This window comes from Bacillus sp. BML-BC051 (assembly GCF_019656175.1).
GTDB lineage: Bacteria > Bacillota > Bacilli > Bacillales > Bacillaceae_G > Bacillus_A > Bacillus_A mobilis.
In genome coordinates, this window is record NZ_BPLI01000075.1 from 1 (window position 1) to 16,821 (window position 16,821).

General features: G+C 35.5%; 13 protein-coding genes, 2 pseudogenes and 3 other annotated features. Of the genes and pseudogenes, 13 read left to right on the top strand and 2 right to left on the bottom strand.

The window, feature by feature from the left end; genetic code table 11:
• Together K5S59_RS24715 and K5S59_RS24720 are read left to right on the top strand one after the other, a co-directional pair.
• A partial coding sequence (locus tag K5S59_RS24715; RefSeq protein WP_259653023.1) for a 3D domain-containing protein occupies window positions 1-513 on the top strand: 513 nt, incomplete at its 5' end.
• Between the two features lie 229 nt (window positions 514-742).
• Window positions 743-1,417, top strand: a pseudogene (locus tag K5S59_RS24720) (hypothetical protein).
• Window positions 1,418-1,447: 30 nt separating this feature from the next.
• On the opposite strand, the gene K5S59_RS24725 reads toward K5S59_RS24720, so the two are convergent.
• Window positions 1,448-1,966, bottom strand: a complete 519-nt coding sequence (locus tag K5S59_RS24725) for a kinase (RefSeq protein WP_120450368.1) — start codon at window positions 1,964-1,966, stop codon at window positions 1,448-1,450.
• 100 nt (window positions 1,967-2,066) lie between these two features.
• Here K5S59_RS24725 and K5S59_RS24730 point away from each other — a divergent pair, with 100 nt between their 5' ends.
• The 3 genes and pseudogenes from K5S59_RS24730 to K5S59_RS30325 all read left to right on the top strand — a co-directional run bounded on the left by K5S59_RS24730 (window position 2,067) and on the right by K5S59_RS30325 (window position 3,465).
• Window positions 2,067-2,372, top strand: coding sequence for a YfzA family protein (locus tag K5S59_RS24730; protein ID WP_120450367.1), 306 nt, complete (start codon window positions 2,067-2,069; stop codon window positions 2,370-2,372).
• A gap of 13 nt (window positions 2,373-2,385) precedes the next feature.
• A pseudogene (locus K5S59_RS30320) lies at window positions 2,386-2,919 on the top strand (GNAT family N-acetyltransferase); the annotation flags it as partial.
• Window positions 2,920-2,934: 15 nt separating this feature from the next.
• Entirely contained in the window at window positions 2,935-3,465 is a 531-nt protein-coding gene (locus K5S59_RS30325; RefSeq protein ID WP_033656358.1) for a cysteine hydrolase family protein, read from the top strand.
• Between the two features lie 124 nt (window positions 3,466-3,589).
• Here K5S59_RS30325 and K5S59_RS24740 read toward each other — a convergent pair whose 3' ends face one another.
• Window positions 3,590-4,027: a YndM family protein gene (locus K5S59_RS24740; RefSeq protein WP_001013098.1), complete on the bottom strand. Its 438-nt coding sequence runs from the start codon at window positions 4,025-4,027 to the stop codon at window positions 3,590-3,592.
• A 150-nt stretch (window positions 4,028-4,177) separates the two neighbouring features.
• On the opposite strand from K5S59_RS24740, the gene K5S59_RS24745 reads away from it, so the two are divergent.
• The 8 genes from K5S59_RS24745 to K5S59_RS24780 all read left to right on the top strand — a co-directional run bounded on the left by K5S59_RS24745 (window position 4,178) and on the right by K5S59_RS24780 (window position 16,665).
• Window positions 4,178-7,720, top strand: a complete 3,543-nt coding sequence (locus tag K5S59_RS24745) for a DUF4020 domain-containing protein (RefSeq protein WP_002072116.1) — start codon at window positions 4,178-4,180, stop codon at window positions 7,718-7,720.
• A gap of 79 nt (window positions 7,721-7,799) precedes the next feature.
• Window positions 7,800-8,036: a binding site (T-box leader), on the top strand.
• Window positions 8,037-8,090: 54 nt separating this feature from the next.
• Window positions 8,091-8,326: a binding site (T-box leader), on the top strand.
• Window positions 8,327-8,520: 194 nt separating this feature from the next.
• On the top strand, window positions 8,521-9,597 hold the full coding sequence (locus K5S59_RS24750) for a bifunctional 3-deoxy-7-phosphoheptulonate synthase/chorismate mutase (RefSeq protein WP_001273579.1): 1,077 nt from the start codon (window positions 8,521-8,523) through the stop codon (window positions 9,595-9,597).
• Window positions 9,598-9,606: 9 nt separating this feature from the next.
• Window positions 9,607-9,826: a binding site (T-box leader), on the top strand.
• 54 nt (window positions 9,827-9,880) lie between these two features.
• Window positions 9,881-11,053: a chorismate synthase gene (gene aroC / locus K5S59_RS24755; protein WP_098259160.1), complete on the top strand. Its 1,173-nt coding sequence runs from the start codon at window positions 9,881-9,883 to the stop codon at window positions 11,051-11,053.
• Window positions 11,054-11,071: 18 nt separating this feature from the next.
• Window positions 11,072-12,172 carry a histidinol-phosphate transaminase gene (gene hisC / locus K5S59_RS24760; protein ID WP_001197283.1) on the top strand — a complete coding sequence of 367 codons (1,101 nt, stop codon included), beginning with the start codon at window positions 11,072-11,074 and terminating at the stop codon, window positions 12,170-12,172.
• Window positions 12,165-13,265 carry a prephenate dehydrogenase gene (tyrA, locus tag K5S59_RS24765; RefSeq protein ID WP_000335163.1) on the top strand — a complete coding sequence of 367 codons (1,101 nt, stop codon included), beginning with the start codon at window positions 12,165-12,167 and terminating at the stop codon, window positions 13,263-13,265. Before hisC ends, tyrA begins: the two co-directional genes overlap by 8 nt.
• Window positions 13,266-13,281: 16 nt before the next feature.
• On the top strand, window positions 13,282-14,571 hold the full coding sequence (gene aroA, locus K5S59_RS24770; RefSeq protein ID WP_000664616.1) for a 3-phosphoshikimate 1-carboxyvinyltransferase: 1,290 nt from the start codon (window positions 13,282-13,284) through the stop codon (window positions 14,569-14,571).
• A gap of 135 nt (window positions 14,572-14,706) precedes the next feature.
• Window positions 14,707-15,867 carry a GNAT family N-acetyltransferase gene (locus K5S59_RS24775; protein WP_120450365.1) on the top strand — a complete coding sequence of 387 codons (1,161 nt, stop codon included), beginning with the start codon at window positions 14,707-14,709 and terminating at the stop codon, window positions 15,865-15,867.
• Window positions 15,868-16,098: 231 nt separating this feature from the next.
• Window positions 16,099-16,665, top strand: coding sequence for a TetR/AcrR family transcriptional regulator (locus K5S59_RS24780; protein WP_001107306.1), 567 nt, complete (start codon window positions 16,099-16,101; stop codon window positions 16,663-16,665).
• The last annotated feature ends 156 nt before the right edge of the window (window positions 16,666-16,821 follow it).

Here is a 16,821-nt window from a genome sequence, read left to right on the forward strand (position 1 = left end):
GAAATAGCAAAGGCTAAAGAAGAAGCAAAAGCAAGAGAAATAGCAAAGGCTAAGGAAGAAGCAAAAGCCCAAGAAATAGCAAAGGCTAAAGAAGAAGCAAAAGCAAGAGAAATAGCAAAGGCTAAGGAAGAAGAGAAAGCAAGAGAAATAGCCAAAGCTAAGGAAGAAGCAAAAGTAAAAGAAGGGTCTAAAAATAACATACAGTCTGCTAAACGTGAATTAACGGTAGTAGCGACAGCGTATACTGCTGATCCAAGTGAAAATGGTACGTATGGTGGACGCGTTTTAACTGCGATGGGGCATGATTTAACGTCTAATCCGAATATGAGAATTATCGCAGTGGATCCGAAAGTAATCCCATTAGGATCTAAAGTATGGGTAGAAGGTTATGGAGAAGCTATCGCTGGTGATACTGGAAGTGCTATTAAAGGAAATCGTATTGATGTTTTAATGGGCACAAAAAGTAAAGCTATGAATTGGGGAAGACAAACTGTTAAAGTTAAAATTTTATAATAAATATAGTTAACTAGATAGAAGTCAGTTCTCTTTATTGAGACTGGCTTTTATTTTTGAGTTAATATAATTGATTCATGGAAAGAAAAAGTAAATATTATTATATATCAAATCATTTACTATGTACTTTCACTCGTAATAGTGTAATTAAGTTTAAAGTATAGGTGTATTCTAATGTTAATTTTTTTATAATGAAGTGGATTAGATTTATATAAAGCGAGGATAGAATATGACAATGGAATTATATGGGGAACAGTACAATGACATGAAAGGGTATAGGGTAGTAGAAGGCAAAGAACCCTACAATCATTACTTTGGTGGTGAAGAGTGTAATTTACCATTTTGTAAGTTATGTGGTGAGAACATGCATCAAATTCTCTGTTTTGATTTAAAAGATGAGAGGATTGCTTAACTTAAAAGTAGTGAGCTAGACATTTTACCTTTAGTTTCATGCTTGAATTGCGCGATGGTGTGGGAACCACAATATTTTCAGTTAAGTGATGGAGGTAAGACGGTTCGAATCATTCAGCAGCAAAATACAGAAGAATGGATAATGGAAGAGGAATATAAGTTACCAGTTTCATTACCAAAAACAACGGTAAGGCTTATAAATATGAAAAATGATGATATACCTATAGATGAAGATAGTTACGGGGAAGCTTTTGACTTGTTTGGTTCTGAATATGTATGTAGATTATTAGGGGTACCATTATATGATGATCTTCCAGAGAATTTGGCGTGTCCAACTTGTTCTAAAGAGATGAAGTATGTTGCTACAATTACACAAGATTTGGAGGAACGCGGACTTATTTCGGTAGTTGATTTCCAGTTTGGGGAAATGAATATATATTATTATATATGTAAAGAGTGTTCAATTATTAAAACTGAAATACAAGGTACATAACGGAAATAAGACTGACATATTCTGTCGGTCTTATTTTTGTATCGCAACATCAGAAAGAATCGCATCAAATATATCTTTTTGCGTGAAGTTATCTGTAAAAATAGCTTCTCTGGTAACTTCAATTGTATCGTGCGGATTATACCATTTTTCTATGGAATCCTCACCAAATTCATGTCGTTTGTCCCTTGTGTTATGTCGTCGAATCGTTTCTTTTAACGATAAATCAAAGTAATATGTATAGACGTTTCCTTCGGAAAAATGTATTAATTCTTTCAGCATATCACCGTATCTACGACTGTTTAAAATGCCTTCTAAAATAACAAATTTACATTTTCCTTTTCCGTACTTTGTAATTTCAAATAGTAAATCATGTGATAAATTCCCCATCGTATCGTGTACTCTAAGCATATCTCTACGTACAACATCTTGTGATACTAAAAGTGTACCTTGTCCGAAATGTTCTTGTAGTTGCTTTGCGATTGTTGTTTTACCACTTGCGGAGTTTCCTCTAAGAATGATTAATGTTGATTTAAGGATGGGATTAGACATAATATATTCCCCCAGCACGAATGATTATATAGAAAATTTTAACAAATAAACCGTGGAAAGTGTATAATTAATAGGATGGAAGTAAAAAGGTGGGAGCTAGATGGAACATAAATTAAATAAGGCGCAGCCGATTTGGAAACGGGCATGGTTTCGCTATCTAGGGGCATTTATTATTGTTCAATTACTATTTATTATTTGTGAGATTACAGGATGGGCACCAAATTTTAAGCCAAGTGGAGAGTTTTTAAATAGAATTTTACATTCTGAATTTTTCACGGAATGGTTCACTCCATATGAAATTCCTCATTTTAATGTGTTTACAGCATTTTTTGCGATTACATTGTTACCATACGCATTAATTGGTGCAATAAAAGATTTCACAACAAGGAAAAATACAAATAATTAAAAAGAGGTATTATATGCTATTTCAAAAAGATCATGTATCGGTACGGTACGTAAAAGAAGAGGATGCACAGGTCATTTCAAAATGGTTAACAGACCCAGAAGTCTTGCAGTATTACGAAGGAAGAGATAATCCGCAATCTGTAGAAATGGTACTGAATCATTTTATACATAATCCAAATAGTCATGAAAAAAGATGTTTAATAGAGTTTGATGCCGTTCCAATTGGTTACATACAAATGTACCCAATTGATTCTGAGTGGAAAACATTATATGGCTATGAAGAATCACAAAATGTATGGGGAATGGATCAATTTATCGGAGAGCCGACTTATTGGGGAAAAGGAATTGGAACGAAACTCGTTCAGGCAGCAATTACATATATTATGGAGAACACGGGAGCAGAAGCAATCGCAATGGACCCGAAAGTAAATAATGAACGTGCGATAAAATGTTATGAAAAATGCGGATTTAAAAAGGTGAAGATATTAAAGGAACAGGAGCTGCATGAGGGGAAATTAGAAGATTGTTGGATGATGGAATACAAACAAAGGGAGCTGCGCGAAATGAAAAAAGCATTAATAGTAATTGATGTGCAAGCAGGTATGTATACAGCAGGAACGCCAGTACATAATGGGGAGAAGTTTTTAGAAATATTACAAGAACTTATTGGGCAATGTCGTTCTAATGATATTCCCGTTATTTATGTACAACATAACGGACCAAAAGATCATCCGTTAGAAAAAGGTACAGAGGGCTGGAAAGTACATGAGGTGATTGCTCCGCAAGAAGGGGATAGTATTGTTGAAAAGGCGACGCCAGATTCATTCCATAAGACAAAATTAAACGAAGTATTACAAGAAAAAGGAATTGAACACGTTATTATTTCAGGTATGCAAACGGAGTACTGTGTGGATACGACAACGCGAAGAGCGTTTAGTGAAGGGTATAAAGTAACGTTAGTGAGTGATGCACATAGTACGTTTAATACAGAAGTGTTACGTGCGGAAGACATTGTAAAGCATCATAATGTGGTGTTTGGAGCGTTTGCTAATGTTGTTGCGTTAAAAGATTTGAAAGTGACTGCCTCTAAATAAGAGGTAGTTTTTTTATTATATGAACGATATCTTGAAAACATCGTTCATATAATTTCACGTAGCATAATGAATACATGAAAAAGGAGCACCAAATAATTAAAAAGGGTGCTCCTGCATCGAAATGTTACTTCTTCTTATCTTTATCCAATATATTCTGTTCTTCAGCAAATTCTGTACCATACGCAAAGCGGCGATTAATATGAATGTTATCATTTTGGTGCCTTGTGTGTGAGTTAGAAAAGCGATGAACGATTACTTCAGATAATGTAAAGACAGTAGCGGAAAGGAAACTCCCCCATGCAATTTGCATGTAATTGTCTAATAAAATATTACCGAAAATCCATACGCTTAAATACGTTAGTAAGAAATCCGACATAATGGCACCGGTATTGCCTATTCGGTTTAATATGATTTTATCGACGAACATATAGGAAACGATTGTAACAAAGAGACTAAATGAAATAATTTGGACGAACGTTGCAGGGAAAAATAAAGCGAGTCCAATACTAAATGCGATAATGCACGATATAAATTTGATAAGTACTACAGTAAAACCATTCAATATTTACACCTCCGATTTATACATAGTTTTACAATAAATTTAGGAGTTCATACATTGTAACAAATATATTTACATAAAACTTTTTCACGTTCGATTTTTGTCTAAATATTAAAAAAACAAAGAAAAAATGTTATAGTAAAATGAGAGTATATGACATTTTTAGGTAAGGGGGAATCCGGGGTGTGGATTACTTCAGAAGTAGAAATTCCAGATGAGTTAATTGATCATCTTGAACAAGGAAAGTTAGTACTATTTGTTGGAGCGGGAGTTTCTATGAAAGGGAAATCAAACTTACCAAATTTTGATGATCTAGTTGATGAAATTGCGAAAACGTTATATGTGGAAACGCGTGAAATAACAGAACCACATGATTATTATCTTGGTAAAATTGCGAAAACAAAAGACGTACATCAAGTTGCAAGAGATTTAGTTCATACTGAAAAGTCAAAGCCGAATCCACTTCATTATGCGATTCCGAGGTTGTTTCCTTTAGATACAGAAGTCCGCATTGTAACGACAAATTTTGATCGGCATTTTACAACCGCGATGAAAGAAATGAATAGAGAATTAAACGTATATTACGCACCTGCGTTACCTACAGGTCGAGCGTTTAAAGGACTCGCTTACATACATGGCAATATAGAACAAGAGAAAGAAGCATTAATATTAACAGATGGTGATTTTGGAAGGGCTTACTTGACGGAAGGATGGGCAAGAAGATTTTTAGTGGATTTATTCTCGAATTATACCGTTTTATTCGTTGGATATAGCCATAATGACCCAGTAATGAAATATTTAGCGACTGGTTTACCACCAAGTACAAGGCGTTATGCCTTTGTTGCACAAGGGGAAAATACGTACCACTGGGAGCATTTGGGAATACGACCGATTGTATACCCGAATAAAGGTAATAATCACCAATCTCTTGTTAAAGCTGTGAAGCGATGGGCGGAATTAATGGGAGATAATTATATTACAAAACGAATGCGCATTCGTGACATAGTAACAGTTCCGCCGTCAGTAGAGCAGGAACAATTATCATACATAAAACAATCAATAAAAAAAATTGAAACAGTCCGCTATTTTGTTGAATTTGCTCATGATTATGAATGGGTGGAATGGCTTGAAGCAGAAGGGAAATTACAAAATTTATTTTTAGTTACATCAAACGATAATGAGGTAGATGAACTACTTGCGGAATGGTTAGTGGAACAATTTCTTTTTAGTCATCAAAAAGAATTATTTCAATTAATTTTTAAAAATCATTCTAAAATATCTCCGTTATTATGGAGAACGATTTGTAGCTACTTAAACGAAATGGAGATTAAGATGGACCCGTTGTTGTTTGCAAGATGGACACTTCTTTTACTAGAAACAGCTGAAAAAGATAGTAAGTCAATTGAAAAAATTTCTTACTTACTGCAAAAATGTTCTTTTCCTGAGCATAAAGAGATTGCTTTATTGTTACTAACGTTTATTTTGGATGGAAAGCTTAAGTTGAAGCGGGAAAGGAAATGGGGAAATGATACGCAAGAATCAATAGAACTTGAGGAATCGAGTCGTTTACCAGTGGCTACATTTTCGTATGTGGAGCAAATTTGGAATGAGAAGATGAAACCGCATATTTCCTATTACGCCGTACCAATTATGATGATGGGAATAGAGAAGATGCGACTGTTATCACTAAGACAAACGGCTTTGAAAAAAAAGGGTAAGGAAAATGCGGAAAAAGAGTTTCAGCAAAATGATCTTGCCTTTTTAATTCAAATTGTAAAAGAGTGTTTAGCTTATTTATGTGAAAACAATGAAAAAAAAGCAAATTATTATATTACAGAAATGATAGAAGCAAACAGCGTACTTCAGACCCGAATTGCAATTGATGCGATGAATAAAAACATATTTGTTAGCGCTGATGACAAAATGAAATGGTTGTTACAGGAAGGACTTCTTTTAGATGTCACGTATAAACACGAAGTTTTTCAACTTATAAAAAATCATTTCGCATCTTCTTTAGAAAAAACAAAGGAAGAAGTCATTCAAATTGTACTGAAAGATCTTGCAGAGGAGAGGGCATTTGATGTTTGTTTAGTATTAGATTTATTATTTACTTGTGACTCAAATAGTCCATCTACAGCAAAAGGTTATGAGGTAATGAAGCAAAAACATCCTCACTTTCATTCTGAGAGATACAATGTACAGAAGAAAGAAACCACAGAACAAAGTATTACTTGTAATGTAACTGCTGATGGATTATTACAGCTGAAAGACGAAGAAATTATGAAACAAGTTCGGCAATTTTCTCAAGACGGTGTTTTTGAACAGCGTCATTTTTTAGAGATGTTATCGAAAGCATGTAAATTGAATACAGAATGGAGTATTTCATTTGCTTATCAATTAGTTAGCATGCATGAAATAAGTAATGAAGTATGGTTTGTTTGTATTAGAGAGTGGCGAAATAACCGAGGACTGACAAATGAACAAATCCAAAAAGTTATTCCGCTATTGCAGAAATTTGTTAGAAATACTGCTTTTCATTGGTTAATTAGTAGCTTTCTATATGAAATTAGTAATCGATTAGAGGAGCTAGAGGAAAATAGCATACGTAATGTAAAACGATTTGCTTTTTCGGTATTCCCTCAAGTAATGAAAAGTGATACAGATTTTAAGCTTGGAAAACAAGATTTTTACAATGAATCGATCCAGCATCCAGTTGGGAAAATGACAGCTGTATTATTAAAACTGTTATCATATGATCATTTATACGATCGTAACGTGTATGAATATTTATTTTTATTTGAAGAACAAGTGAGAGTTAGTTCAGAGCGGACAAATTACATGTTAGCTCGTTTAGTAGCAGATATAACATTTCTTTATCATATTGAGAAACAATGGTGCCGAAAATATTTGTTACCGTACTTAGATTTAAAGAAGGAAAATGAGATTACGAAATATGCATGGGCAGGCTTATGTTACACGCAAATCAATTTACCTTTATTTACAGAAATGAAGCGATTTATTAAATATGCGGTAGAACATTTGGAAGTATTGCATCCGCATACGAGGGAAGCTTTCTTGAAATGGCTTAGTTTTGTATTTATTAAATGTGTACTGTATTGGGAGCAAAAAACAGATTGGTTATACCCGTTGCTTATACAAGAAAATGAAGAAAATAAAATTAAATTTATGCAGTTTTTATGCTATTACGTCAAAACGTTAAGTACAAAAGAACAACAAAAATTTTGGGCAGCTTGGCTCAGTATATTTTTGCGAGAGCGACCGAAAATGGGTGAAATCACAGCTAGAGAATATGTAATGCTTTTACGTATTATTTTATTTATGGATGAAATAGTAGAAAGAGGATTATCGATAATATGTAAATCATTTTCGGACGTGGGTGGAAAAGGGAATCAAATGGAGATAAAACAGTTATTTAATGAAATACTTGAAAAGACAGAGCGTATAAAAATGTCCAAAGATTTGTATGCAAATGCATTTTTCACTTTACTGCAAACGCTTCAGGAAGCTGATTTACTTGAAACGGAAATCATTCGAATAAAAGAAGTATTAATCCGGTATGGTGTAGAAAAATATGTATTAAATGCAATAGATAATGAGATAATTCGCATCGGAATTGTTATGGAGAATTTACAAGAAGAAATGCAGGGAAAAAGTGGAATTTTAAAAAATATATAAAAAGTTGTTGACAGTGTTTTGAAAAGCGTTCTATAATACGAATCATACTTATTCAATTTCAAAAAAACATTTGAATAAACAAAGTGCAATGAAGAGATCACAGTAGTGGTTAGTCTTACTGTAACAGAGAGCTGGTGGTTGGTGTGAACCAGTACAGGGATAATCATGAATTACAGTCTTGGAGCATCTTTTTCGTAGTAAAGATAGTTTCGTCTTTATGAAGAAAAAGCGGTCAATTGATCGTTAACAGTGAAGAGAGGTAGACGGAAAGTTAGTCTACAACTAGGGTGGTACCGCGATAAATATCGTCCCTACTGATTTATTCAGTAGGGACTTTTTGTATTTTAGTGGTCCAACTTGAAAATTAAATATTCATGCGTTGAAAGGAAAAGCAGTAGTTGTTGTTTCCCTGTAACAGAGAGCTGGTGGTTGGTGCAAACCAGTACAAAAACAAGAGCGAATTACAGTCCTAGAGCATCTTTTTCGTAGTAAAGAGAGTATTGTCTTTATGAAGGGAAAGACGGTCAGATGATCGTTAACAATGAAGAGAGGTAGACGAAAGAAGTCTACAACTAGGGTGGTACCGCGATAAATATCGTCCCTACTGATTGAATCAGTAGGGATTTTTTGTACAAAAAAGTGGGTTTTTATATAGTAGATAGTGTCCTTATAGTAAGTATTCGTTTAAAATAAGAAGAGGTATCGATTCCACTTAAAATTTGTATAATTTATCAGTTCAGAAAATAGAGAATTTTTCATTCTCTTACTATATTTTTAAAACATTAGAGGAGGATTTCCAAATGGCAAATCATGAATTAGATCAATTACGTAAACAGGTAGATGAAATTAACTTACAACTATTACACCTTTTAAATAAACGTGGTGAAATCGTTCAAAAAATTGGGGAGCAAAAGCAAGTACAAGGTACGAAACGTTTTGATCCAGTACGTGAGCGTGAAGTACTTGATATGATCGCAGAGAATAACGAAGGACCATTCGAAACGTCAACAGTTCAACATATTTTCAAAACAATCTTCAAAGCTAGCTTAGAATTACAAGAAGATGATAACCGTAAAGCATTACTAGTATCACGTAAAAAGAAAAAAGAAAATACAATCGTTGATGTAAAAGGTGAATTGATTGGTAACGGAACACAAACGTTCATCATGGGACCTTGTGCGGTAGAAAGCTTAGAGCAAGTTCGCCAAGTAGGGCAAGCGATGAAAGATCAAGGCTTAAAATTAATGCGCGGTGGTGCTTTCAAACCGAGAACATCTCCATACGATTTCCAAGGTTTAGGAGTAGAAGGATTACAAATTTTACGCCAGGTTGCAGATGAGTTCGACTTAGCGATCATTAGTGAAATTTTAAATCCGAACGATGTTGAAATGGCATTAGACTACGTTGATGTAATTCAAGTTGGTGCACGTAACATGCAAAACTTCGATTTATTACGAGCTGTAGGTAAAGTTAACAAGCCAGTATTATTAAAACGTGGATTAGCAGCAACAATTGATGAGTTCATTAACGCAGCTGAATACATCATTGCACAAGGTAACGACCAAATTATTCTATGTGAGCGTGGTATCCGCACATACGAAAGAGCAACACGTAACACATTAGATATTTCTGCAGTACCGATTTTAAAGAAAGAAACACATTTACCAGTTATCGTTGACGTAACGCATTCAACTGGACGTAGAGACCTATTATTACCAACAGCGAAAGCAGCACTTGCAATTGGCGCAGATGCAGTAATGGCTGAAGTACATCCAGACCCAGCAGTTGCATTATCAGATTCTGCACAACAAATGGATATTCCAGAATTCCATAGATTCATGGATGAGTTAAAAGGTTTCAAAAATAAATTATCTTAATTCAATATCATATATGCGCTGAAGAGGAAACAGTAGTGCTTATCTCCCTGTTAAAGAGAGCTGATGGTCGGTGTGAATCAGTACAAAGGTAAGCATGAATTACAGCCTTGGAGCATCTTTTCCGCCAACTGTTGGAGGGAAGGACGGTCTAATGATCGTTACAGAAGAAGAGAGGTAGACGATAGTTGTCTACAACTAGGGTGGTACCGCGATAAACATCGTCCCTACTGAGCGCTCAGTAGGGACTTTTTTGTACAAAAAAAATAGTAAAGGGGCAAGAGAAATGAGATACATTACAGCTGGAGAATCACATGGACCGCAGTTAACAGTTATTTTAGAAGGTGTACCAGCAGGTTTAACATTAACAGCGGAACATATTAATAAAGAATTATTAAGAAGACAAAAAGGGCACGGACGCGGAAGACGCATGCAAATAGAAACTGATACAGTTGAAATTGTAAGTGGTGTTCGTCATGGGATGACACTTGGCTCGCCGATAACGTTAATCGTAAAAAATGATGATTTCAAACATTGGACGAAAGTAATGGGTGCAGAGCCAATTTCGGAAAAAGAAAGTAAAGATATGAAACGTACAATTACAAAACCACGTCCAGGACATGCGGATTTAAACGGCGCAATTAAATATGGACATCGTGATATAAGAAACGTACTAGAGCGCTCATCTGCAAGAGAAACGACAGTTCGTGTAGCTGCTGGTGCAGTTGCGAAACAAATTTTGAAAGAATTAGGCGTAGAAATTGCAGGGCATGTACTTGAAATTGGTGGAGTAAAAGCAAAACATATTTCAAACTTATCAATGGAAGAGATTCAAACAATTACTGAAAACTCACCAGTTCGATGTTTAGATAAAGAAGTAGAACAAGAGATGATGGATGCGATAGATAATGCTAAAAGTAGTGGAGATTCAATCGGCGGCATTGTTGAAGTCATTGCAGAAGGCATGCCAATAGGTGTTGGTAGTTACGTTCATTACGATCGTAAATTAGATGCAAAACTTGCTGGTGCAATTATGAGTATTAATGCATTTAAAGGTGCTGAAATTGGCATTGGTTTTGAAGCGGCAAGACAGCCAGGAAGTAAAGTGCATGATGAAATTTTATGGGATGAAGAACATGGATACACGAGGAATACGAATAATGCTGGCGGTTTAGAAGGTGGTATGACAACAGGAATGCCAATTGTCGTAAGAGGTGTGATGAAACCAATACCTACATTATACAAACCGTTAGCAAGTGTTGATATTGATACGAAAGAAGCTTTCCAGGCGAGTATTGAAAGATCTGATAGTTGCGCAGTACCAGCAGCAGGAGTAGTAGCTGAGTCTGTTGTAGCATGGGAACTTGCACATGCACTAGTCGAACAATTCGGAAAAGATCGTATGGAGTTAATTCAGCAAAACATTACGCAACATAACAAATACGCAAAAGAATTTTAATAAAAAGGTGGTTTTAACATGCAAGTAAAAGATCAACTCTCATCATTACAACCATATACACCAGGTAAATCACCTGAACAAATGAAAGAAGTGTACGGAAATCATGAATTTGTGAAATTAGCATCGAATGAAAACCCATTCGGCTGCTCACCACGTGTTTTAGATGAGTTGCAAAAATCGTGGCTGGAACATGCTTTATATCCTGACGGAGGTGCTACAACGCTCCGTCAAACAATTGCAAATAAGTTACATGTACAAATGGAACAAGTACTTTGCGGTAGTGGTTTAGATGAAGTCATTCAAATAATAAGTCGTGCAGTACTCAAGGCAGGAGATAACATCGTGACGGCTGGTGCAACATTCCCGCAGTACCGTCATCATGCAATTATTGAAGGTTGTGAAGTGAAAGAAATCCCTTTAAATAACGGTGTATACGATTTAGACGAAATTTCATCAGCGGTAAATAATAATACGAAAATCGTATGGATTTGTAATCCGAACAACCCGACAGGCACATATGTAAATCATGAAAAATTGACTCGATTTATTGAAGGTATTAGTGAAAATACGTTAATTGTCATTGATGAAGCATACTATGAATACGTAACAGCAAAAGATTTCCCAGAGACATTACCGCTTTTAGAAAAACATAAAAACATTCTTGTACTTAGAACATTTTCTAAAGCGTACGGATTAGCTTCTTTCCGCGTTGGATATGCGATTGGACACGAAGAGCTAATTGAGAAATTAAATGTCGTACGTTTGCCATTTAACGTATCTTCATTAGCGCAAAAAGCAGCGACGATTGCTTTTGGTGACGATGAGTTTATTGAGGAAATAGTTCGTGTAAATACAGAGGGATTACAACAATATGAAAGCTTTTGTAAGGTAGATGAAATTCCATTTTATCCATCACAAACAAATTTCATCTTCTTGCCAGTTGAGAATGCAGGAGAGATTTATGAAGCTTGTGCACACGCAGGATTTATTATTCGTCCATTCCCAAACGGTGTCCGTATTACAGTCGGAACAAGGGAACAAAATGAAGGAGTGATTTCAGTGTTACAACAACACTTTGAAAATAAAAAAAGAAAGTCTCGAGATGAGGCAAATGTGTAAAAAGGTAGTTTTAATTGGAACTGGTTTAATCGGAGGCTCACTTGCATTAGCAATTAAAAAAGAGCACGATGTAACGATAACAGGTTATGATATTTTTCAAGAACAAGTAGAGCGTGCAAAAGAATTACACGTAGTAGATGAAGTAGCGGTAGATTTACAGCATGCATGCGAAGAGGCTCATTTAATTGTTTTTGCTTCTCCAGTTGAAGAAACGAAGAAGTTATTACACAAATTAGCGTCATTTCGTTTACGAGAAGATGTTATTGTAACCGATGTTGGTAGTACAAAAGGGACGATTATGAATGAAGCGGAAGCTTTATTTTCAAAGGAAATTTCTTTCATTGGTGGACATCCAATGGCAGGTTCTCATAAAACGGGCGTTGAAAGTGCAAAAGCACATTTATTTGAAAATGCATTTTACATTTTAACACCAATGAATCATGTGCCAAATGAACATGTGGAAGAACTAAAGCGTTGGTTACAAGGAACAGGATCTCATTTTCTCGTTTTAAATACGGAAGAACATGATTATGTAACAGGGATTGTGAGTCATTTTCCGCATCTTATCGCAGCAGGATTAGTAAAACAAGTGGAGAAACATGCAGGAGATAATCCACTCATTCATCAACTAGCTGCCGGAGGATTTAAGGACATTACACGTATCGCATCTAGTAGCCCAAAAATGTGGAGTGATATTGTTAAACAAAATCGGGAGCATTTAATGGTATTATTAAAAGAGTGGATCTCTGAAATGGAAGATTTATATGATACAGTTTCGACCGGAGATGCAGGCGAGATTCAAAACTATTTTGCAGACGCGAAAGAATACCGTGATTCTTTACCAGTACGAAAAAGAGGGGCAATTCCTGCCTATCACGACTTATACGTCGATGTTTTAGATAAAGTAGGAGCATTGGCTCACATTACGAGCATTTTAGCACGCGAAGAAATTAGTATTACGAACTTGCAAATATTAGAAGCACGTGAAGGATTGCTTGGGGTATTACGCATTAGCTTCCAAAGAGAAGAAGATCGTATGAAAGCAAAGCTAGCGCTTGGAGAAGAAAAATACCAAACTTATGAAACAATTTAAATGAGAAGGTGAAAACGTGAAGGAAAGAACGATACAACCTGTTAATAACGGATTAAATGGAAACATTACAATTCCAGGTGATAAATCCATTTCACACCGTGCTGTCATGTTCGGCGCGATTGCAGAAGGAAAAACAACAATTAAAGGTTTCTTGCCAGGTGCAGACTGTTTAAGTACGATTTCTTGTTTTAAAGAAATGGGAGTAGACATCGTGCAAAATGGTGATGAAGTCACTGTAGTTGGTAAAGGTTTAGAAGGTTTACAAGAACCGAAAGCTGTATTAGATGTTGGTAATTCTGGTACAACAATACGTTTAATGTCAGGAATTTTGGCAAATACACCATTTTTCTCTTGTGTACAAGGTGATGCATCTATCGCAAAAAGACCGATGAAACGTGTTACAAATCCATTAAAACAAATGGGTGCAAACATTGATGGCCGCGAAGAAGGAACGTTTACACCGTTAACGATACGTGGCGGAAATTTAAAAGCAATTGAATACACTTCACCTGTAGCAAGTGCGCAAGTAAAATCAGCTATTTTACTTGCAGGACTTCGAGCAGAAGGTGTAACAGCTGTTACAGAACCACATATTTCACGCGATCATACGGAAAGAATGCTTGAAGCCTTCGGAGTTAAAGTAACGCGCGAGGGAAAAATAGTGAAACTTGCAGGTGGACAAAAGCTAACAGCAACAGACGTTCAAGTGCCAGGTGACGTATCATCAGCAGCATTTTTCCTAGTAGCGGCCGCAATCATTCCAAATAGTAAACTAGTATTACAAAATGTAGGGATGAATCCAACTCGTACCGGTATTATTGATGTATTAGAGAAAATGGGTGCTACGTTTACTGTAGAACCAATTAACGAAGGAGCATCAGAACCAGCTGCAAACATTACCATTGAAACATCTTCATTAAAAGGAATCGAAATTGGCGGAGATATTATCCCGAGATTAATCGATGAGATTCCTGTTATTGCCTTAGCTGCAACGCAAGCGGAAGGAATTACAGTAATCAAAGATGCGCACGAATTAAAAGTTAAAGAAACGAACCGTATTGATACAGTCGTTGCAGAATTAACAAAGCTAGGAGCCCGCATAGAAGCAACTGATGACGGGATGATTATTTACGGAAAATCACCTCTAAAAGGCAATACAGTAAATAGTTACGGTGACCACCGCATCGGAATGATGCTTGCGATCGCTGGATGTATCGCAGAAGGAAAAACAACAATTGAAGATGCAGAAGCAGTAGGCGTATCATACCCTACATTCTTCGAAGAACTTCAAAAATTAGCTAAATAAAGTAATGAGAAGCAGATACGACATGTATCTGCTTTTTTAAATGGATTCGTGTCGTTAAGTCAGTATAATTTCATTCACCGAACTGTAATGTTTAGAATTATGATACAATTCAAGTAAGGAATGGAGGAGAAATATATGAACGTTATACGATTAAAAGAAGATAAATTTAGAGAAGCATTACGTTTATCAGAATACGCTTTTCAATATAAAGTTGATGAGGAACGGTTGCAACAACAACTTACAAAGATGAAAGAAAGTCATGAAATATACGGTATTATGGAAGGGGAGGATTTGGCAGCCAAACTTCATGTTATTCCGTTTCATATATACATAGGAAAAGAAAAATTTAAAATGGGAGGCGTTGCAGGGGTAGCAACGTATCCAGAGTATAGAAGAAGCGGATATGTAAAAGAATTGCTTCTACACTCACTTCAAACGATGAAAAAAGACGGATATACAGTATCGATGCTACATCCATTTGCTGTTTCATTTTACCGTAAATACGGATGGGAACTTTGTGCGAACCTCCTTGTATGTCAAATGACAAAGAGTGATTTGGTGATGAAAAAACAAGTAAACGGTATTGTGAAACGTTTCGATAAAGAAAATCACTCTGAAGAAGTTGAGAAAATTTATGAGGTATTTGCTGAACGCTTTTCCGGTATGCTAGTTCGCGATAAAAAATGGTGGTTACAGGCTGTTTATGATGACTTAACATTAGCGATTTATTACGATAAAAATAAAACGGCAGCAGGCTACATGTTATATAAAATTGAAAACAACAAAATGACAGTAGAAGAATTTGTTCCACTGCATAATGAAGCGCGAAATGGCCTGTGGAACTTTATTTGTCAGCATGATTCTATGATTAAAGAACTTGAAATGACTATAAGTGAAAACGAACCATTATTATATACACTACAAGAGCCGCGAGTGAAGGCAGAAATAAAGCCGTATTTTATGGGCAGAATTGTAGATGTGGAGCAGTTTTTAAAACAATTTGAATTAAACTGGAACAATGTACAGCAAGAAGTGATTTTACATATTACAGATTCGTTTGCACCGTGGAATAACGTTTCAGTGAGGCTTGCAAATCGTGAAATAACAATTATGAAAGAGGAAACAATAGATAAAGGGATTAAGCTGGATATAAACGCATTATCTACAATAATGTTCGGCTACAAGCGTCCGTTAGAACTTAATGAATTAGAATTCATTACCGGAAGCGAAGAGGAAATACAAGCGTTTGAGAATATAGTTCCGGTACGTAAAGCATTTATTTATGATTTCTTTTAAGTTTTAAATAGGAAATTGGGCTGTCTCAAATGAAAATTTGGGACGGCGTTCTCTTTGGTTGTTGGTTTTTATCGGTAAGTCGATATATTTAGAAAACCGCTAATATAAATTGGTTCACAAACAAGGGATTAAAATTACAACTATACGTAGTCACGCACTTGACTTTTAGTCCCTGTAATTTATAATTAAAAACGGAATGAATTTTCATTCCTGAAAATAGAGGTGGAAAAAATGGCTAAAAACAAACAAGAGGATATTTTTGATGCTGCGATGCAACTTTTTGCAGAGCGTGGTTACGATGGTACGACAATTCCAATGATCGCTGAAAAAGCAAATGTCGGTGCGGGTACTATTTATCGCTATTTTGCCAATAAAGAGGCACTTGTTAACTCATTATTTTCAAAAAGTATGTTACAGCTTTCTGAAATGATAAAAACGGATTTTCCTGTTGAAGCAAATATTCGTGAACAGTTTAGTCATACGTATAACCGTTTATTTGAATTTGCGAGAAACAATGTGGATGCTTTTTTATTTACAAATTCTCACTGCGATAGTTATTTTCTTGACGAACAGAGTAAGAAAATATTTGACGATTTTATAGGCTTCTTTATGAATATTATTGAAGATGGAATCGCAAAAGGTTTTCTTCGTCCATTGCCTCCCGTTGCTTTAATTATTATTGTATATCAACCGTTAGAAAAATTAACGAAAGTAATTGCAACAGGGCAATTAGAATACTCGAAAGAGTTAGTAAAAGAATTGGAAGAAAGCTCTTGGAATGCTATTAGAATCATTTGATTCTATAGCTTTATAAGGACAGGAATGAATATTCATTCCTAAATAGATTTAAAAAATGAAAGTAGGAGAGGATATTTGTGCAAATAAGGGAATGAATATTCATTCCGGAAAGGGCAGTTTAATAGGATCTATAAAGTAAACTAATAGAACGATAGG